The following is a 19974-nucleotide window of genomic DNA, read 5'->3' as shown; positions in this document are numbered from 1 at the left end:
TTTTGCTAATGTTTTAACTCTTTGAGGTATAAATCTTTATTACGATCGCAGGTAATTTCCCCGTTTTCATATTTCAGTTCAGCCATTTGGATGGAACTTCTTCGGGTGCTGTAATCATCAATGCCTTTATTTTCGGGTGTTTTGCCTGGATGGGTAAAGTAATAGATAAATGCGCGGTCATCGTTCACTATTACATCGCAGTGGCCGCCCATTACGCCGTCATCAACCCCTTTTCCTGGTTCCTGTAGGATGTTCTTCTCCTGTCGTTTCCACGTTAAAAGGTCGTTTGAAGTGTACACGCCCAGGCCTTTCCAATTGTCTACAATCATCCAATAAGTATTTTTCCAATAAAATACTTTTGGACCTTCACAGCCCTTATCGCCAATAATCTTCTTGCCACTGTCTTCCCAATGGTATAAATCTTTACTATCGGCATAATAAATAGATTTACCCGCCATTTCATTGTTGTAATACATTCGCCAGCCCTGATTGTCGGGCAGCTTAAAAACACAGGCATCAATACACCTGTCGGATGCCAAATTTAATTTGGATTCGAATTTCCAGTTGATCAGGTTTTTACTCGTGAGATGAACAATATAACGGGGGTGACGCCAGTCTTTAAAAACGCCTGGCACGTAGGTAAGGTACATGTGGTAAATGCCTCTGTTTTCGATTACTTCGGGTGCCCAATGGGTATAATCGGTTAGGCGGTATTGAATGTCGCAGGTATCGCGGTATTTCCATTTTACGCCATCTTTAGAGGTTGCAATCCCGATTCTGGTGCCATGTACCCAGCTTACACCATCCAGATTTTTTACATTGGCCCTGCGGTTGGTATAAAACATAAACCATTTTTTCTCCCCTTTATTCCAGATCACTACAGGATCGGCAGCACCATCGTAAACGGGATCCCTAAACAGCGGCTTCTCCATTAACTGCAGTTTGCTGTTTTGTTGTGCAAAGGCGGAGATTGAGCTTAAAAGTAAATAGAAAAGTAAAAATTGCTTCATTTAGGTAGGTTGAATAGTGGATATTAAAGCGGCTAAAAGAGTCGTCATTCCTAATCCGATAGCTATCGGGTCGATTGGGAATCTTAATGCAATACGCTTTAAAATTTCCGCCCAATGTCATTAAGTCAAGGGTTTTAACCACAGATGTATACAGATAAACACGGATTTTTATATCTGTGTGCATCCTTTTCATCTGTGGTTAAATTACATTTACCAGCCAGGATTTTGTAAAGCCTGTTTTTGGGCCGGTGTTAATGCCGCACCACCACTTTTTACTACATCCAAAAAGCTTTGTGGAATTGGGCGTAAATAATGCTTACTGTCTACAGGTTTGGCCTCGAGATTAAATGCGGCTGTTCTGCTCACCAATGTTTTGGTGCGGGCAAGATCTTCCCACCTCATTAATTCGCCCATCAGTTCTCTTGACCTTTCGTTTAAAATAAAAGCTGTAAACTTATCAGCCTGAGATACCGCTGCAATTTTATCATAGAATTCTCTGCTGGAGTTAAAAATATCGGCCTCGCTGTTTAAATGCATCGAACTTAATGTGTTGGTAGTTGCTACAGGGATATTGTTGGATTCGAAATAGGTGTTTTTATCCGAATAAGAAGACAATGCGGTAGCATTTGTCGCCGGGTTTGTTTTATAAGAGATACCTCCATCCACATACGATTCTCTGTTTTCGCCATCTTTATAAGCCGCACGATCTCTTACTCTATTTAAATAAGGAATGGCTTGGGCAAACTGCCCTAATCTTCCATAGGCTTCGGCTGCGATAAGATAAGTTTCGGCTAAACGGGCTAAAATACCATCACGCTGACCGAATTGTGAAGCTACAAGGTTTCTGGAACCATCCATAAATTTGGAGAGTGCAACAAACTGGCTTACACCGTAATTGCCATGGGCATTGAGGTAACTTTGCGGCTGACCAGAAAAATAGCGAACAAACATATTTGCTTTACGGCGGCCAATATCAGTTGGTAAGGGATTGCTTGAGTTAACATCGGCAGCTGTATACCGGGTATCGCCAGCATTGTTTACAATGTACAATACCGATTCTTCGCCACCCACAAACTTAACCTGGCCGGCCTGCACTGGGGTTGGTGCTGTTGCAGCAGTCCATTTTGGGGCACTTGCAGGGTTGTTACATACATATCTTGTTTTAAAGCTTTTCCAGAACCTGGAATCGTTAACACGGTCGAATACATCCACCGCATAATCTGTTGACCTTAAACGTTGAAACTCACGGCCTCCGGCAAGATCGCGCACCATGCCGGGAAGAGTTTGATAAACAGATGGATAGTACAAGTGAATCTGGTTGCCGTAACGGCCCTGAGTAGTGATGTTGTTCGAAAACTGAGCTGCTAAAATAACCTCTTTATTGGTTTCGTTCGAACCATCAACAGTGGTAAAATTCCAAAGATCGCTAAAGTTAGTAGCAAGGGTATAAGTACCGCTGTTAATTACCAGATCGGCATATTTTACTGCATTCTGTAAATCGGCAGTTTTGGTGCTGCTGTTCCAATCATTATTGATTTCACTTGCACGGAATAAATAAGCTTTGGCTAAAAAGTGCGCTGCTGCCCATTTGGTAATTCTGCCTGTTTCTGCAGGCGCTGCAGGAAGTAAATCATAAGCCTGGGTAAAATCCTTGATGATCTGTGCATAAATATCGCTGGTCGGACTTCTGGTAAACTCCTCTTGTATGGTTTCTGACGGTTCTAATTTTAAAGGAACAGCGCCAAACTGTTTCACCAGTTTAAAATAATCAAAAGCCCTCATAAAGTAGCCTTCACCTAAACGGACGTTTTTGTTGGCACCATCGTAGTATACCGGCACATTTTTAATGACGATGTTGGCCGAGTTGATATTGCCGTACATGTTATCCCAAACGGCCGCAATATCTCCCGATAGCGAGTTGAAATTACCATCGTAAGAGTTAAACATCTGCTCAGTACGATCGCCGCCAACTGTAAATTCATCAACGCCGTAATTGGTGGTGGTATATGCCCAGGTATAGTTAAAATGAAACTTTAAACTCTGGTACATGCCAATTACCAGGCCATCAAGGCCCAATGCAGTTTGAAAATCGGAAGTATTATGCGAATTAATGACTTCTTCATCCAGGAAACTTTTTTTACAGGAAGTGGGAAGGATCATCAGTCCGCTTAATAGTGCAATTCCTGTTAATATATTTATAATCTTTTTCATGTTATTTTTGATTAGAAGCTGGCGTTAATTCCAAATACAAAACCCCTGTTAAATGTAGAACCACCCAAATCCGGATCTATCCAGCTCACGTTAGAGTGGATTAAACCAGGATTTATGGCCTGGGCATATACCCTCAATCTTGATAAAGTTAATTTTTTGGCCAGGTTTGCTGAGAAATTATAACCTAAGGATATATTCCTGATTTTAATAAAAGAAGCATCCTGATAGTTTAAAGCACTCACATACTGATCTCCGCTGGCACTGGCATAGTTAGGTGCCGGATAATCATTGGTTGGGTTGGTTGGTGTCCAATAATCTACAACCCTTTGTGCAAAGCGTCCTTGAAGTGCTTCGGCACCTGTTGCAATCAGGAAGTTATATCGTGCTATGATGAAAATAGAAAGATCGAAGTTTTTATAACCAAAAGTATTGGTTAATCCGCCTGTCCAGCTTGGGTTGTAATGGCCCAAAACAGCACGGTCATTGTTGGCATCAATTTTATAATCGCCATTTAAATCTTTAACTTTTATGCTGCCCGGGCTAAATATTACGCCATTGGCTTTATATTTTGCAATTTCCGCTAAATCTTCGGGTGTATTTTGCCAGATACCTTCTTTAACAAAATCATAAGCAACACCGTTGCGCTGTCCGATAAAGAAGCGGTCGTTTACCATATCTCCATTGTCCAGCTTCACGATTTCATCTTTACTGGTCGAGAAATTTAACGTAGATTCCCAGCTAAAGTCAGTGGTTTTTACGTTAACGGTATTTAAGGTTAAATCAAGTCCCCTGTTTTTGGTCGATCCAACATTGTCATAAGAGGTGGTGTACCCATTTACAGAGGCAATCTTTTTAAGTAAGATAAGGTCGGTTGTTTTTGATTTGTAAAGGTCTAAGGAACCACTGATCCGTCCTTTCAATATATCGAAATCAAGCCCTAAGTTGTATTGTAATGTTTTTTCCCAACTCAATAATTTGTTTGGTAAAGGGATTGGCGTGGCCAATGAGGCATCAGATGATACATATCCGGTTTGTGCCGAACTGCCAAAGGTGTACGTTAATGGCTGCAATAAACCTAATGTGCTACCTATATCAACTGATGAGTTGCCCGTGCTACCCACACCAAGTCGTAATTTCAATTGACTCACCCATTTGATGTTCTTCATGAAATCTTCCTGTTCCAATCGCCAGGCTAATGCTGTTGAGGGGAAAAAATCCCATTTATTGCCTGCAGCTAACTGAGAAGCGCCATCCCAACGTGCTGATGCTGTTAATAAATACTTGCTGTTAAAGCTGTAATTAGCCCTGGCCATGTACGATACCAGTGTAGATTTTCTCAAATCAGTGTTGAAACCATCTAAGCCGGTAATGTTCGCTGTATTTAAACCATACCATAAAGAATTTGGCAATGATATTTTACTGCCTGTTAATGACGATGACTCCTCGCGGAATGAAGAAGAACTTTGTAGTAACGTTACACCAAAGTTATGTTTGTTAATGGTTTTATCGTAGTATAATAAATGATCTAATGTGTAAGCAAACCGATTACTTTGATTAAGCTGGGCATAATTGTTGATCGATCCGGGTACGCCTGCATCACGGTTTACCGATTTTGCATCCTGGTACCTTCCGTTGTAGTAATTTGAAAAATCAGGGCCAAAATTAACGCGGTATTTTAAACCTTTTAAAATATTAACCTCTGCAAATACAGAACCCAATGTTCTTAAGGTTTTGCGTAAATTGATGTTATAATCGGCTTCTAAAACGGGGTTCTGAATATTAATATCGCCACCCGGAAGGTTAATTCTGTTTCCGTTTGCATCAAAAGGAATGGCTAAAGGTAACATGCCACGGGCTGCAAAATAGATACTACTTGCACCAGAAGCACTTGCAGCCTGGAAACCATAATTCTGCAAACCGTAGGTAGCGGTTAAGTTAGCGCCCATTTTAAACCATTTAACCGGGTTTATTTCGATGCTGAGTTTTCCGCTATACCTTTCAAAATCTTGCCCCAGTTGCGTTCCTTCCTGGTTTAGGTAACCAAAAGAGCCATAAGCTTTAATCTTATCGGTACCACCGCTCACACTTAATACATGATCCTGGGTAACGCCGGTTCTGGTTACCAAACTTCCCCAATCGGTTGTTGGCACTAAGCTACCATCGAAAACGCCATTAACCCATCCCATATCCAGGTTGGTAAGCATATTAGGGTCTTGTTTAAATATCTCTCTATCAGCTGCCTGCGTGGCTATAACGGGATATGGATAAATAGATGGGGTAGTGGTACCATTCACCGAGTTTAAGTAAGCCGTTCTGCGGTAGGCATCGCGGCGAAATTCGATGTACTGGCCCGAATTCATCATATCGGCCCTGTCTTGCAAGGTTTCAATGGTTGCCGTACCCACATAATCGAGCGTTACCTTACCTATTTTTCCCTTTTTAGTGGTGACCAAAACCACGCCATTAGCACCTCTGGATCCATAAATGGCTGTTGCTGATGCATCTTTTAAAATGTCGATGGTTTCAATATCATTAGGGTTTATTGCATCAATGCCGCCTGCCTGTAAAGGAATTCCATCAACAACATATAATGGTGAATTACTTGCCGTTAGTGACCTTACGCCACGAATTAAAATGCTCCCAAGCTGACCCGGACGTTCGTTTGAGGTAATATCTACACCGGCAGCTTTCCCTTGAATGGCCTGTAATGCATTGGTTACCGGCCTTGACCTTATTTCTTCAGCGCCAACGCTTACCACAGCTCCGGTAAGATCACTTTTTTTAATCGCATTATAACCCACAATAACTACCTCATCAAGATCATTTATGGTGCTTTTAAGCTGAATGGCAATTGATGAGCGGCCACTCACCGGAATTTCCTGAGTAGCATAACCAACATAAGAAACCACAAGAACCGGGCTTGGAGTGCCGGTAGGAATGGTAATGGAAAAGGCACCATTTACATCAGTGGTAGTGACCAAGGTTGTATTTTTTACCTTAACAATTACGCCTACTAAAGTTTCTCCTTTATCGTCCGTAATTTTTCCTTTTACGATATCATCAAATTTTTTGAATCCTTTTTTGCTCAATGGATTGCCATTTGTGATACTGGCGGCTGCATTACTGGTTGTGCTCATCATCAGTAAGGAAAGCGCTGAAAGTCCCATAATGAGGATTTTTTTACTGCCAGCTGCACTTCGCCGATGTGGTGACTTTGATTGTAAATTAAAATACATAGTTTTTAATTATTGATTAGAAATATTTGGTTAGTTGTATCAGCACCTTTAAAAGCGAAGGCACTATGAGCGTTAATCTATAACGGATTAATTTGGATCGAATCTGAGGTTGTCAAGGCATTTTAAAGACGATTTGTTTAATATTTGGGAAGATTTACAGATTGTTTTTCATTGTCAGATTGATGTGTTGAGATCTATGCAAACGTTTGCGCAGATTTTTTGTATTTTTTTTATGCTCATGGTATTTCCGGCTTATTAATTTATGGTCTTTATGAAGTCGAAAGCCTCCTCTGCTATGAAAAACAGGCTTTAACGCTTTACTGGATATATTTGGTTAATTGTTTACACTAGATAGCGCTTTTATTTTATTCAGCCATCCTGTTCTATCCTGTGCTGGGGGTGGCAGGGTAATTAAACTAGTATAACTTGTTAAATTCGGAAGTAATTAAGCGGGAAGAATTTTGGTCAATTTTATGTTTCAACGATACAACTTAAGTATCAGTTACTTTAAATGAGCCATGCCATGGGTCTTACTGGGGCAATAGGCCTGTAATGAGAAATGTAGCAATATAGAAGTTCCTGCTGCTATATATAACTTAATGGATTAAGTACATTTAACGAGGAAAAGGATAATCGTTTAGGTTTACTGACCTAGGTATCTTTTGAAAACATGGACCAGGCTTTCGGCAATTATTTTATTTCCTTTATCCGAAGGGTGCAAACCATCATAAGTCACTTTTGCAGCCTCGGGCGGGTAAGGATAATCATCGCCTTTAGGTTGGTAGGGGATAGTAGCCGATTCGGGATATTTATAATTTTGGTACATACCCGTAGACGGATTTTTCAATCGTTTAAATTTGACTGCCTTTTCGATTTTAAGTTTTTGATTGTGGTAAAGATCAACAACCGGGAAGTTTTCATGGTTACCGATTTCGGCGATTGCGTTGGCGAACATCTCTAAAGTCTGACCATTTTTTGCTTTATACGAGCCGTAAGCATTGTTGTTCGCATTGGCGATGTACACAAAATCGTTCCGCTGCATCGGTGTAATTATTACGATTTTAGCATTGGGATTTAAACTTCTGATTTTATCGATAATGATGCGGTAAGCGCCACAGGTAGTGCCTGTTCCGGTGTTGTTGATATAATCGTTTAAAGAACCGGCCGGGATTCCAGCCCACCAATCGTTGGTGCCCAGAAAAACCGAATATAAGTCTGATTGAACGATCCCAAGTTTATCAATTTCTTTTGCAATGCCAACAGTTGTCCAGCCATTATGGCCCTGATTAATATAATTGATGTTCGGCAAACGTTCTTTAACCCGATCCAGATAGCCCTTTGTTACGCGGTTTCCCGTTTCGTTTAAATGGTTATTGAGGTAAGTAATGGAATCGCCAATGGCCGTCCACTTGATTTCTTTTGCTGGGATAAATGAAAAATTGATTGTGGTGCTGAATAAAAGGATTAAAATAACTCGTTTATAGTTTTTCTTGCTCATAAAGGCTTAATAATAATCCTGGTGTTTAAAACAAAAAATTGTTTGGCGATGAATTTAAGAAGAATATTTTAAGTTTTTGACAATGATTTATATCTGAAAGAAAATAGATGTATGATTTTATATCAGACATCTATTTTTTTAGAACATTGATCGATTTTTATTTCATTTTAAGGCAAGCCATCATATATTTACTTGAAGCAACATGATAACAGGTTAAATAATTTATTGGGGTTCCTTAGCAATAGGGAACCTTTTTTACGCTCCTCCAATAACATTAATCAAAAAATTAAGTGCACCTGCAGAATGAAGTGCTTTTGTGGATTGCATAGTCATATCTGCCGTTTCTGAAGCTCTTTTCAGCATCTCTTTTTCATAAGCTGAAATGGCCTCTTTGCTATTTTGGAAAGCTTTATGCTTTAAACATTGACTCAGCTCCAGGGCGTCGAGCATGGCCATATTTACGCCTTCGCCTGCATAAGGTGGCATTAAGTGTGCCGCATCACCAAGCATGGTTAAATTTGGAATGGTTTCCCAGTTTTGATCTAAAGGCATGCAATATTGCGGGCGTGGAACAAAAGCACCTGAAGCATTTTTAAATAACTCCATCCAGACCGGATCCCAATCCGAAAATTCTTCCTTAAACCAGTTTATCACCTGGCTTTTATCTGAAAAATCGATGCCCGATGTTTTTACCCAGTTTTCGTCCGTATTGCAACCTGTGTAAAATACCAAACTGCCATCGCCTTTTGAACTTACAATGAGCGATTTTTCGCCACCCATGGCAAATATTTTACCACCATTTAACAGGGCATGAATTTTTGGGCATGCAGTTGCCGACGAATAAACAGCACCTTCTACAACAGTAACACCCGAATAAAATGCCTTAATGGGCGTAATATATGGTCGGATTTTAGAGTTTGCACCATCAGCCGCAATTACAATATCTGCCTGCACAAGGTCTCCATTTTTAAACCCGATTAACCATGAATCTTGTTTAGGTTTAAGTGATACGAACTGACTATTCCAGATTACAGTATTCTTTTCTAATGAATCTAAAAGGATTTTTTGTAGCGGACCTCGATCTATTTCTGGTCGGAAAGCTTCTCTGTTATCCGTATCATTATCCTCAAATACAATATTGCCATGCTGGTCAACAATACGTGTACGGTCTGCCCCTGGACGGTAATTGGCCATAAATGCATGCATAAGCCCGGCCGCCTGTAAGGCTGCCAGTCCCGATTCTTCATGTAAATCCAGGGTGGCACCTTTTGGCCGTGCATTTTCGTCAGCGTCGCGTTCGTAAACATTTACGTTGAAGCCGTCCATTTGTAAAAGTCTGGCGAGGGTTAATCCCCCCGGACCGGCGCCAATAATGGCAATTTTTTTATTTTTAATGTTGTTCATTATTTTTCTGATTGGTGATGCCTTTAATTATAATCTCACAGCAGGTTAAAATTACTTCTTCGGTAATAATCTGTACCGGACGATCCAAATAGTCGAAATATTCCGCTACCAGATCCTGAATAGGTGAAAACAATATTGCCCTGTGTACGTCATGCGGCAAATCGGGTATAAGTTTTGTTTCGATATTAGTTTTTAAGAAAGTATGGATCGGCGCAAAAAACTCACCTTGCCTGATGTTTTTCTTCTGGAATGCCTTATTTAAAAGGGGAGAGGATTTGCCATATTGAATGAGTGAAAAAGCAGGTTTATTATTTTTAAGGTAGTTAAAGGTGTTCAGCCAGAGCTTTTTCATCCCTTCTGCGAATGGCATTTCTGGTTGAAAATTTTCCAATACGGCTTTTTCATAAGTACCAAGTACTTCCTCAATAAAGAGTTTTACCAACAGGTCTTCCTTGTTTTCGTATTTGATGTATATGGTACGTGGTGATATGTTGGCTGCTTTAGCAAGTTTTTGCATACTCAGGTTTTCAAGCCCCTGTTCAGAAATAATCTGTAGGGCAATTGATCGGATAGCTGCTTCTTTCTCTAAACTTTTAGGCCTCATTTGCTTTTGTTAATTAAATACAGATCAAAAGTAAGTAAACGTTTGTTTACTTTAAAACTTATATTAAATTTTGACAAATGAATTAGTTTTAAGGGTGATGTTACGTGAGGACAAGTATTATGGCTATGAAATATTAACCTATTGATAGAACCGTAATGCAATAGTTTTACGATTCCCGTATGCATGGGAATGACGATCTGCTCTTTATGTCACCAATCATTGGTCTGTGTTTCCACAGGCTAATAATTTAAATTGATCAAAACTTATCCTTCATCCCAAAAAGCCCCATTAATCCTCCGGTATGAACAGCAAGAACTTTTTCGTCCTTACCGATAGTTCCTAGTTTCTGTAAATCGACAATCGCATAAAACATCTTTGCGGTATAAACAGGATCTAACAGCAGTCCGGTTTGGGCAGTAAAGGTTTTAATAAAATTGATTAGTTCGGGGGTGGTTTTGGCATATCCGCCAAAGTGATAATCTAAATGCAGGTGTAAATGATTGGTTAGGGGAGTATACTGCACAATTTCATCCTCAATAAATGAGCCGCCTTTTAATACAGGGATAATATGGAGTTTTGTGTTTAATTGATGTTGCTGTATCCCTTTCAATAAACCCGCTGCGGTGGTTCCCGTGCCGGCGGCACAGAAAATATGATCGTAAGGTTCGATTAACTCACCAATGATTTCTGTACAACCTATGGTCGCTTCGGGCGAAGCACCACCCTCATCAATAAAACAGGCTTGTTTATCATCAGTAAAATGCTGTTTAAACAATTTGTGTTTGTCGCGATAACTTTCGCGGTCGACAAAAATGAGTTTCATGCCAAATAAACGGCACAACAATAACATTTCGTTTTTTACTTCTTCTCCACGCACAAAGGCGGTTGATTTAAGTCCTGATCGCGATGCAGCAGCTGCAGTAGCTACCAGGTGATTGGAGTAAGCCCCGCCAAAAGTGACCAGATGTGTTTTATTTTCTGCCCCAGCTTTAGCTAAAATGTATTTGAGTTTACGCCATTTATTGCCCGAAATGTAAGAATCAATCAGGTCATCACGCTTTACAAAAAGATTGTTAAATGGCGCAAATGTTATTTTTTGTACCGGGCTATATATTTTTTCGAACACGCGTAAAAATAAAAAACACCTGAATATTTCAGGTGTTTTTGTGCATTATTATATCTAATCGATCATTATTTGCCGATTCCAAAACCAAAACCTGCATTAACCATGCTATATTTTGCCTGGGTATACGAGCCATAAAACTTAAAGAAACCAAATTTCAGCTGAAAGCCTAAACTTGCTCTTAAGCCATCAATATCGGTCTGTTTAACCGAAATTGGGTCAACATAAGTAGCTGAAGTAGTTGCACTGGTAGCAAAGCGGTAAGTGCCCAATGCTTTCAAATTAGTATTAGAAGTTTGGTAGCCTACGCTGGCAAATGGAGTGAAAAACAAGATCTTTTTAGAAACAATGGCATCAAAATTTACACCGTTAAATTTGGCGTCAATGCGTTGATCTGAATTTCCGGTATTATCGATATCCAGAGGAAGATTATATTTATATTGGGTAAAACCACCCGCAATCGCAATATCTATTGGGATTAATTTTTCTGTTGATCCCATAAACAAAGGTAAAAGTTCAACTTTTGCGCCAAAACCGATCATTGATAAACTTCCCAGGTCGCTGCCCAGTTTTATTTTAGGCATGGCCCTTAAAGTAATATCTATATTTTTTGGTAAACCCAGGGTCGCCTGTATCTGTGCAGACGGCACTACATGGAAACCCACGCCCTGTGGCAGGTTGAAAAATTTACCAGTTGGGATACCATTGCTGGTGTACACTTCCATTTTACCTCCTTCACGGTCATCACCAAAAGCAGTAGGACCTATTGAGGAAGCACCGGGAGCAGGTTTAATATTACTTAAGCCCAAAGTATTTACATCATAACTTCTTCCCGATTGGGGAACAAAAGCAGCAGAGGCCGATACCCTGACATCAAATTTTAAAAAACCTTTTGATTGGGCAGTGTTCGACCATCCATCCGTTAAACCCAGGCCTAAACCTTTGTACAGCGGATCGAAATAAGCATTAACCAATTTGGTTGCATCTGCCGGGCCACCAACAAACAGGCCTCCAACATCTTGCTGCGCACTTGCTTTTTGAGCCATTACCAATAAAAACAAGGCCGCCAGGACCTTTAAAGAGTAGCATTTTTTCATATAAATGATTTAGGATGATTTGATTGTACTAAAGATAAGCCTCTTTTTCCGAAAACTGCAATCATTAAAAAATTCTTGGAGTTAAAAGTTTATTTTTGTCCCATGGAAAATGTGGTCGAATTGCAGGAATCAGAAGAGCAGGAATTATATGAACATTTAAAAATCATTGTCGATAAAGGGCAGTCTTTGCTGCGTATTGATAAATTTTTGATGGTGCGTGTAGAAAATGCCTCCCGAAACCGTATTCAGAATGCAATTGATGCCGGGAATGTATTGGTTAACCAGAAACAGATCAAAGCAAGTTACAAGGTTAAACCTTTTGATGAGATATCGATTGTACTGCCACATCCGCCACGTGATACCGAAGTTTATCCCGAAGATTTGCCGCTCGATATTATTTATGAAGACAGCGATCTGTTGGTGGTCAACAAAGCAGCCGGAATGGTAGTTCACCCTGGCTTTAACAATTATACCGGTACCCTGGTTAATGCTTTGGCTTTCCATTTTGAGCAATTGCCTCAATTGCCGGGTAACGATGGTCGTCCGGGTTTGGTACATCGCATTGATAAAGATACCTCTGGATTGTTATTGATCAGTAAAAACGAAAAATCTATTACACATTTGGCCCGTCAGTTTTTCGATCACAGCATTACCCGTAAATACCTTGCTTTGGTTTGGGGCGATATCGAAAATGATGGAACGGTAACCGGTTACATCGGCAGAAGTGCGAAAGACCGTCGTGTGATGGATATTTACGATGATGAAGAAAAAGGCAAATGGTCGGTAACACATTATAAAGTATTAAAACGTTTGGGTTATGTAACTCTGATTAGCTGCGAGCTGGAAACTGGCCGTACCCATCAGATCAGGGCGCACATGCAGCATATTGGTCACCCACTTTTTAACGACGCCATGTATGGTGGTGATAAGATTTTAAAAGGCACTACGTTTAATAAGTACAAACAGTTTGTAGATAACTGTTTTGAGTTGTTGCCCCGTCAGGCACTGCATGCGCAGAGTTTAGGTTTTATTCATCCCACTACAAAGGAATATATGTTCTTCGAATCGCCATTACCGCCCGATTTTAAAGCTGGCTTAACCAAATGGGAAAATTATATCGTTACATCATAAAATATGCTTCAGGAGTACCTTTTATTTAATGATGAGTTTCAGGCAGCTGATGTTCCCTTTTTAACGGCTGCCAACAGGAGCTTTAAATTTGGTGATGGACTGTTTGAAAGTATGCGGATGATAAATAATAAGTTGCAGTTTGCCGATTTACACGCTGATAGGCTTGCAGCTGGCATGAAAGCACTTAAAATTGATGGTCATGCTTTAATGGACGATTATTTTTTGCGTCAAAAAACAGCCGATCTTGCTAAACGCAATAAATGGAATGGCAATGTCCGTTTCCGCCTTTCCGTTTATAGAGGAGGAGCAGGCGTTTATACTCCAGAAATTAATAAAGCCGGTTATGTTTTAGAAGGCATTCCCCTAAAATCATCAAGCTACGAACTCAACAGTAAAGGATTGATTATCGATGTTTACGACGAGATGACCAAGCCGGTTAATAAGCTATCGAATTATAAAACAGCCAATGCTTTACTTTACGTCATGGCCGGAATCTTCAAGAGTCAGAATCGTTTAGATGAGGCCATGATCCTGAACCAATATGGTTTTCTTTGCGAAAGTATCAGCGCCAATGTTTTTGTGGTATACAACAAGCAGATTTATACGCCTTCATTGGCCGAAGGCTGCGTAAGCGGTGTAATGCGTACAGCGATTATGCAATTGTGTAAAATGAACGATATGCCTTTAATCGAAGCACAAATTAATCCCGAAATTTTAAAAGAAGCAGAAGAAGTTTTCATTACTAATGCCACTCAGGGTATTCAGTGGATAATGGGCTATGGAAGGAAACGCTATTTTAATGAAGTATCGAAATTTTTGAATGAGAAATTGAATGCAGGTTAGTTTATTGGTTCATTAGTCATTAGTTCATTGAGAATTGTTCATTAGGTTAACTGGTTAATTGTTTAAATCGGTTAATTGATTACAAGTTGCCATTGGTTCATTCATAATTGGTTGCTTGTTTTATTGATCATTGGTAATTGAACAATTGATTATTGGTCATGAGTTCATTTGAGAATTTCAACATACCATTTCCAACAATCGGCATCCGTATCTTTTATGTTATAACCGCATTTATCCTGGTTATAAATATTTTTAAATTGTAGAATTTTAGTATTATTGGTTACACACAAATTTAACCGAAATGAAAAAATTACTCATTCTCGTGATGGCTTGCTATGGCCTGAACGCCCGTTCGCAAGTGAACGGATCCAGAAACTTTCTGTACCTCAATTCCGATTCAATTGTTTATGCCCAAAAGATCAGGCTACGTCCCGATTTTTCAGGTTCCTGGACTATCAGGGCCGATTCAAGAAAAGTGTTAACAAGCCAGGTCAAGTTCTTTAATAACGAAGATGGTTTCTTTGCCAATACAAGAACACTTAATTTTTTAAGGCAAACATCTTTTGCGGAGCGAATTATCGAAGGTAAGATCAATCTTTATCAAGAGGTAGTTTACGATGATGCTCCTTTTGAAGAAGATTATTACAGGTTTAGAGATTATAGACGACAGGTTGTAAATACCAGAATGTTCTTTAACAAGGATTTTTCTGATCTGAAAAAGGTAAGTTATGGTAATCTGAATGAGGCAATGGCTGATAATCCGAAAAGCTTGGCCCTGCTAAAGCGTTATAGAAATACTAAAGTAACCGGAATTGTAATGTATGTAGCAGCAGGGGCAGCAATTATTGCAAGCGGAGTAACACTCATGTCGGGTTCAGGAATTACGCTTAACGGAAAAATCCCAAGTCTTGAACATCGTAGTTATACCGGAAGTTTCGTTTTATTAGGACTTGGTGCCGGTTTAAGTTTAGGAGGATTTCTTGTAGGCGAATCTGGTAAAAAGAATATAGAAAAGGCTATCGATAATTATAACCGGTAGTTTAAATAAGATTATAAACAGGCAGGTGAATCACCTGCCTGTTTCTTTTTATATTAATTCAGATATAAAATCGGGACAGGATAACGCTGTCGGGCGGGTTTATTTAACTTCGGATAGAAGCACAGTTTATGTGTTCTAAACCCGATCAAAGCGGGATGCCCCGATTTTACATCGGGAGCAGAAGCGGGAGCGGGGCTGATTTAACCTAAAAGCTACTGTAATTGCTTTCCAAAAAAAAAGAATCTTAATTGCTTAATTGTCAATAATTTTTTAGCTATTTGTTCATTACAATTCATTTGTCATTCTTATCCGGTAGCTATCGGATGTAATGATGGATCTCTTGACGGTAAATACATTGTTAAACGTTATTATAAAGATCCTTCATTGCATTCAGGATGACACAGTTCACCGCCAGTTATTCGACTTCAGACTAAGGACTTCGGACTAACCTACAACCTCATTCCCCTTAAAAAATCTTCAATCAGCATCCGTTTTTTCCCTTCGTACTGAATATCCAATAATTTGATAAAACCATCTTTAGCCGCAAACTTTAAATACGTTTTACCATCAGTTAAAAAACCTCCGGCAGCAATGCCTGGTTCTTTATCTTCTATTTCAGCCTTAAATACCTTTAAATTTTTATCATTAAGCGCAGTGAAAGCAGTTGGGTAAGGGCTTAAACCACGGATTAAATTATGGATCTGCTGTGCAGAATTGTTCCAGTCGATTTTGCAATCTTCCTTAAAAATCTTTGGTGCATGTTTTAAATCATCGCTTTGCGGCTGTGGCTGTTCGGTAACTTCACCTGCTTCAATGGCGTGGAGGGTTTTTACTAAAAGCTGAGCACCTACGGACATCAGTTTATCGTGTAAATCGCCAGCTGTTTCATCATTGGCAATGGCAACGCTGTCGCTCATAATAATGTCGCCTGTATCAATTTCCTCTTTTAGGAAAAAAGTAGTTACGCCGCTTTCTTTCTCCCCATTGATGATGGCGTGGTTAATCGGCGCTGCACCACGGTACTGCGGCAATAGTGAGCCATGTAAGTTAATGGTTCCTTTAGCGGGCATGTTCCAAACCACAACGGGTAACATCCTAAAGGCCACTACCACCTGTAAATCGGCCTGGTATGACTTCAACTCCTCAATAAATTCAGGATTTTTTAGTTTTTCTGGCTGTAAAACAGGAATTCCTTTTTCTACAGCATATTTTTTCACCGCACTTTCGTTCAGTTTCTGGCCACGGCCTGCAGGTTTATCTGGTGCAGTAACCACCGCAACAACATCAAAATTGGCTTGAACTAAGGCATCTAAAGAAGCTACAGCAAAATCGGGCGTACCCATAAAAACTATTTTCATAAAGAAAGTGTTGTGTTTCTAAAAATAACGTGGATACCCACGCTAAAGTTTTGCAAAATAACTAAAAATAAACCCATACTTACAGGCAAAAATGGTACAAGGCAAAGATGTTGTTAAAGCAAGTGGATTGGTGTACGTAACCGACGGTATGCCTGGGATTTACCGGAAAGGCAAGCCGGGGAAATTCCACTACGAAGATAAAGATGGACATAAAATAACCGAAGAGAAACACCTCGACCGGATCAAAACACTTGTTATTCCGCCCGCATGGCAAAATGTATGGATTGCCAATAAACCCAATGCTTACCTGCAGGTTACCGGTATTGACGCTGCCGGTAGAAAACAATATAAATACCACAGCAAATGGACCAGCCGCCGATCGGAAGATAAATATTTCCGTTTGCTAGAGTTTGGAAAAGCCTTGCCCAATGCAAGAAAAAACCTGGAAAAAGACCTCCGGAGGAAAGAATTAGATGAACGGAAGGTATTGGCCATTTCGGTTGATGTGCTTCAAAAAACACTCATCCGTGTAGGCAACGAAAGTTATAAACAGCTTTATGGCTCCTTTGGACTCACTACATTACGCGATAAACATGTTAAAATCAACGGAAGTAAAATTACGATGGATTTTATAGGTAAAAAGGGTGTTCAACAGAAAGTAGAACTGAATGATAGATCCTTAGCCAAACTGGTTAAAAAATGCAGGGACATCCCGGGTCAGGAATTATTCCAGTTTTATACCCACGGAAAAGAACATAAAAGCATCGATTCGGGCAAAATAAATAGTTATATCAGAGAAATTACCGGTGATGATTTTACCGCTAAAGATTTCAGAACCTGGGGCGGAACGCTCGAAGCTTTGCGCCAGTTTTCAAAATGCAGTGCCGACGAAAACTTTAGCCTCAACTCTAAAAAGGCCATAGTTGCCGTGTTAGATTGCGTGGCGAAAAAGTTGGGCAATACCAGAGCCGTGTGTAAAAGTTCTTACGTGTATCCACTGTTGCTTACCGCTTACGAGAATGATGAACTGGGGAAATACATGAAAAAAATGAACAATAATAAAATAGCCGGAAAACTAGGTCTGGCGCACGATGAGAAAGTTTTATTATCATTTCTAAAAGCCAATAGTAAATAGAAAACCCATTATATTTGTCTTTTCATCCCGATATGCATATTAATCTTGAAGATAACGCTGCCGTTTTTTATACATTGATTGAAGAATCTCCGATGCCTATTGCATTGTACGTTGGAGAAAAAATGGTGATCAAAGTAGCCAATAAGGCAATACTTAAAGCTTGGGGCAGGGATAATAGCGTTATTGGGCAGGAACTTGCCATTGCACTGCCGGAATTAAAAGACCAACCTTTTTTAGGGATTCTGGAAGAGGTTCGCCAAACAGGCATTGCTTACGAAACCAAAGAAGACCGAGTATTGCTGATTAATAATGGGTTACTGCAGACCTTCTATTTTGATTTTATCTATAAACCTTTAAAAGATGATAACGGGCAGGTGTGGGGCATTGTTAATAATGCTACCGATGTTACCGAACTGGTAAACGCAAGGTTAAAAGTAAAAGCTAGTGAAGAACTTTTCCGTAAAATGATCCAGGATGCGCCTGTAGCCATTGGCATTTTAAGAGGTGAAAATTTTGTAATTGAACAGGCAAATGAAGACCTGTTAAAATTATGGGGAAAAACAAAAAATGTTATCGGCCTCGATTTAATTGATGGTTTACCAGAACTGAAGGGACAACCCTTTCTCGACCTGCTAACCCATGTGTATAAAACAGGGGAGCCGCATTATGGTTATGAAACCATGGCCAGGATAGAACGGAATGGTATCCTTCAGGATTATTATTTCAATTTCGTATATGATCCAATCCGCGATCAGCACAATGTTGTTACCGGGATTATGGTGGTGGCCAATGAAATTACTTCGTTGGTATACTCGCGGATGGAAATGGCCAAAAGCGAAGAACGCTTCCGTAACCTGTTGTTGGATACGCCCATGGCCACTGGTTATTATGAAACTGAAGATATCATCATTTCTTTAGCCAACGATGAAATGTTGCGGTTTTGGGGTAAAGATAAAAGCGTAATTGGTAAGCCAATGGAAGAGGCCATTCCTGAACTAAAGGGACAGCCTTTTATCGGTATTTTGAAAGAAGTTTACCGTACCGGAGTCCCTTACCATGCCGATCAGCAAGAGGCTTTATTGCCTGTTAACGGTAAGCTGGAGAAAGTATGGTTCAATTTTACCTACAAACCTTTAAGAAATGCAGAAGGCGAGGTTTATGCCATTTTACATGCTGCAATGGATGTTACCAAGCAGGTACAGCTTCAGCAGCAAAAAGACGAGTTTTTAGGGATAGCCAGTCACGAACTTAAAACACCTGTAACCAGTATTAAAGCTTATGCCCAGGTACTGGAGCGGTTGATTAGGAATGATGGCGATGAAAAGAAAGCTGCAATGGTACACAAAATGGACCTGCAATTAAATCGTTTGACAGGGTTGATCGGAGATCTGCTTGATGTAACCAAAATCCAGTCGGGAAAAATGACTTTTAATCCGGTAAATTTTGATTTTGATCACGCCGTAGCCGAAATTGCAGACGAAATGCAGCACGTGAGTGCTAAACATCATATTAATGCCGAGCTAAGAAGCCATGCTACGGTTTACGCTGATAGGGAGCGGATCGGTCAGGTAATCACCAATTTCTTATCAAATGCCATTAAATACTCTGCTGACGCCAACCAGGTTGACGTTAAAACTGAAATGGTGGATAAGGAAGTGATTTTAAGTGTTAAAGATTATGGTATTGGCATTTCAAAAACACTACAGCACCTGGTTTTTGATCAGTTTTACCGTGTAGATGGAAACCTGCAGCATACCTACCCTGGCTTGGGCCTCGGACTTTATATTTCTTCTGAGATTATAAAAAGCGAGGGTGGAAGAATATGGGTGGAAAGTGAAGAGGGGCAGGGCGCTACTTTTTACTTCGCATTAAAAATCTGATTCCATCAATCTGTTGATCAATGGAATCAGTTATTATTATTCTTTTGGTGCCTTTTTTATCGAATGTACAGGTTGTTCATCCTGCTCCCGCTGCTTAGCCGGATTATTGGTTTTAGGTGCTTTATTCGGCGTACTGTCGTTTTCTTTTCTCACCGTTTTATGGTCAACAGGTTCTCTCCCTTTAGGTACTTCTTCCTGGTAATTACTTCCGGGTTTATCGCTCTTAACTTTTGGACCGCTCATAGCTATAATGATTGAATTTTAAATGAGTGAATGAATATTGAATGAAATCTCTATTCGTTTTAGATACAACAAAGCTCAATCTGTTAAGTTTGAAATAATCTTTAAAGCTGGTTGTTCCTCCATTCAATCACTCAATCCTTCTCTCGCTCACTCATTCCATCA

15 protein-coding genes are annotated in these 19974 nt (G+C 39.9%); 5 read left to right on the top strand and 10 right to left on the bottom strand.

Annotated elements, in window-relative coordinates:
• Positions 1-5: 5 nt before the first annotated feature.
• The 8 genes from H9L23_RS15345 to H9L23_RS15310 all read right to left on the bottom strand — a co-directional run bounded on the left by H9L23_RS15345 (position 6) and on the right by H9L23_RS15310 (position 12183).
• Positions 6-1010, bottom strand: coding sequence for a family 43 glycosylhydrolase (locus tag H9L23_RS15345; protein WP_187591240.1), 1005 nt, complete (start codon positions 1008-1010; stop codon positions 6-8).
• A gap of 210 nt (positions 1011-1220) precedes the next feature.
• Positions 1221-3221, bottom strand: coding sequence for a RagB/SusD family nutrient uptake outer membrane protein (locus tag H9L23_RS15340; RefSeq protein ID WP_246474705.1), 2001 nt, complete (start codon positions 3219-3221; stop codon positions 1221-1223).
• 11 nt (positions 3222-3232) lie between these two features.
• Positions 3233-6388: a SusC/RagA family TonB-linked outer membrane protein gene (locus H9L23_RS15335; protein WP_246474704.1), complete on the bottom strand. Its 3156-nt coding sequence runs from the start codon at positions 6386-6388 to the stop codon at positions 3233-3235.
• Positions 6389-7100: 712 nt separating this feature from the next.
• The gene (locus H9L23_RS15330) at positions 7101-7955 is read right to left on the bottom strand and encodes an SGNH/GDSL hydrolase family protein (RefSeq protein ID WP_187591238.1); all 855 of its coding nucleotides are present in this window, start codon (positions 7953-7955) and stop codon (positions 7101-7103) included.
• A gap of 255 nt (positions 7956-8210) precedes the next feature.
• Positions 8211-9359, bottom strand: a complete 1149-nt coding sequence (locus H9L23_RS15325) for an FAD-dependent oxidoreductase (protein ID WP_187591237.1) — start codon at positions 9357-9359, stop codon at positions 8211-8213.
• The gene (locus H9L23_RS15320; RefSeq protein WP_187591236.1) at positions 9346-9963 is read right to left on the bottom strand and encodes a TetR/AcrR family transcriptional regulator; all 618 of its coding nucleotides are present in this window, start codon (positions 9961-9963) and stop codon (positions 9346-9348) included. Before H9L23_RS15320 ends, H9L23_RS15325 begins: the two co-directional genes overlap by 14 nt.
• A gap of 256 nt (positions 9964-10219) precedes the next feature.
• On the bottom strand, positions 10220-11089 hold the full coding sequence (locus tag H9L23_RS15315; protein WP_187591235.1) for a 1-aminocyclopropane-1-carboxylate deaminase/D-cysteine desulfhydrase: 870 nt from the start codon (positions 11087-11089) through the stop codon (positions 10220-10222).
• A 65-nt stretch (positions 11090-11154) separates the two neighbouring features.
• Positions 11155-12183, bottom strand: a complete 1029-nt coding sequence (locus H9L23_RS15310; protein WP_187591234.1) for a DUF6588 family protein — start codon at positions 12181-12183, stop codon at positions 11155-11157.
• A 102-nt stretch (positions 12184-12285) separates the two neighbouring features.
• Between H9L23_RS15310 and H9L23_RS15305 the strand changes: the two genes are divergently transcribed.
• From H9L23_RS15305 to H9L23_RS15295, 3 genes are all read left to right on the top strand, one after another.
• On the top strand, positions 12286-13314 hold the full coding sequence (locus H9L23_RS15305) for an RluA family pseudouridine synthase (protein ID WP_187591233.1): 1029 nt from the start codon (positions 12286-12288) through the stop codon (positions 13312-13314).
• Between the two features lie 3 nt (positions 13315-13317).
• Positions 13318-14157, top strand: a complete 840-nt coding sequence (locus tag H9L23_RS15300; RefSeq protein ID WP_187591232.1) for an aminotransferase class IV — start codon at positions 13318-13320, stop codon at positions 14155-14157.
• A gap of 301 nt (positions 14158-14458) precedes the next feature.
• Positions 14459-15196, top strand: coding sequence for a hypothetical protein (locus H9L23_RS15295; protein WP_187591231.1), 738 nt, complete (start codon positions 14459-14461; stop codon positions 15194-15196).
• 449 nt (positions 15197-15645) lie between these two features.
• Here the strand turns inward: H9L23_RS15295 and fmt are convergent, their stop codons facing one another.
• A complete protein-coding gene (fmt, locus tag H9L23_RS15290; RefSeq protein ID WP_187591230.1) occupies positions 15646-16554 on the bottom strand; it encodes a methionyl-tRNA formyltransferase in 909 nt (302 codons plus the stop codon).
• A 91-nt stretch (positions 16555-16645) separates the two neighbouring features.
• Here fmt and H9L23_RS15285 point away from each other — a divergent pair, with 91 nt between their 5' ends.
• Entirely contained in the window at positions 16646-17689 is a 1044-nt protein-coding gene (locus tag H9L23_RS15285; protein ID WP_187591229.1) for a DNA topoisomerase IB, read from the top strand.
• Positions 17690-17721: 32 nt separating this feature from the next.
• Complete coding sequence (locus H9L23_RS15280; protein ID WP_187591228.1) at positions 17722-19569, top strand: PAS domain-containing sensor histidine kinase; 1848 nt, start codon at positions 17722-17724, stop codon at positions 19567-19569.
• 36 nt (positions 19570-19605) lie between these two features.
• On the opposite strand, the gene H9L23_RS15275 is transcribed toward H9L23_RS15280, so the two are convergent.
• The gene (locus tag H9L23_RS15275; protein WP_187591227.1) at positions 19606-19812 is read right to left on the bottom strand and encodes a hypothetical protein; all 207 of its coding nucleotides are present in this window, start codon (positions 19810-19812) and stop codon (positions 19606-19608) included.
• Positions 19813-19974 lie beyond the last annotated feature (162 nt).

Origin of the sequence: Pedobacter roseus (assembly GCF_014395225.1) — a bacterium.
GTDB lineage: Bacteria > Bacteroidota > Bacteroidia > Sphingobacteriales > Sphingobacteriaceae > Pedobacter > Pedobacter roseus.
This window is presented reverse-complemented; position numbering and strand designations above follow the sequence as displayed.

Coding starts and splice junctions, on each gene's coding strand:
- H9L23_RS15330 (WP_187591238.1), bottom strand. CDS start 7,955: ATGAGCAAGAAAAACTATAAACGAGTTATTTTAATCCTTTTATTCAGC.
- H9L23_RS15340 (WP_246474705.1), bottom strand. CDS start 3,221: ATGAAAAAGATTATAAATATATTAACAGGAATTGCACTATTAAGCGGA.
- H9L23_RS15285 (WP_187591229.1), top strand. CDS start 16,646: ATGGTACAAGGCAAAGATGTTGTTAAAGCAAGTGGATTGGTGTACGTA.
- H9L23_RS15345 (WP_187591240.1), bottom strand. CDS start 1,010: ATGAAGCAATTTTTACTTTTCTATTTACTTTTAAGCTCAATCTCCGCC.
- H9L23_RS15295 (WP_187591231.1), top strand. CDS start 14,459: ATGAAAAAATTACTCATTCTCGTGATGGCTTGCTATGGCCTGAACGCC.
- H9L23_RS15280 (WP_187591228.1), top strand. CDS start 17,722: ATGCATATTAATCTTGAAGATAACGCTGCCGTTTTTTATACATTGATT.
- H9L23_RS15300 (WP_187591232.1), top strand. CDS start 13,318: ATGCTTCAGGAGTACCTTTTATTTAATGATGAGTTTCAGGCAGCTGAT.
- H9L23_RS15305 (WP_187591233.1), top strand. CDS start 12,286: ATGGAAAATGTGGTCGAATTGCAGGAATCAGAAGAGCAGGAATTATAT.
- H9L23_RS15275 (WP_187591227.1), bottom strand. CDS start 19,812: ATGAGCGGTCCAAAAGTTAAGAGCGATAAACCCGGAAGTAATTACCAG.
- fmt (WP_187591230.1), bottom strand. CDS start 16,554: ATGAAAATAGTTTTTATGGGTACGCCCGATTTTGCTGTAGCTTCTTTA.
- H9L23_RS15310 (WP_187591234.1), bottom strand. CDS start 12,183: ATGAAAAAATGCTACTCTTTAAAGGTCCTGGCGGCCTTGTTTTTATTG.
- H9L23_RS15325 (WP_187591237.1), bottom strand. CDS start 9,359: ATGAACAACATTAAAAATAAAAAAATTGCCATTATTGGCGCCGGTCCG.
- H9L23_RS15320 (WP_187591236.1), bottom strand. CDS start 9,963: ATGAGGCCTAAAAGTTTAGAGAAAGAAGCAGCTATCCGATCAATTGCC.
- H9L23_RS15335 (WP_246474704.1), bottom strand. CDS start 6,388: ATGGGACTTTCAGCGCTTTCCTTACTGATGATGAGCACAACCAGTAAT.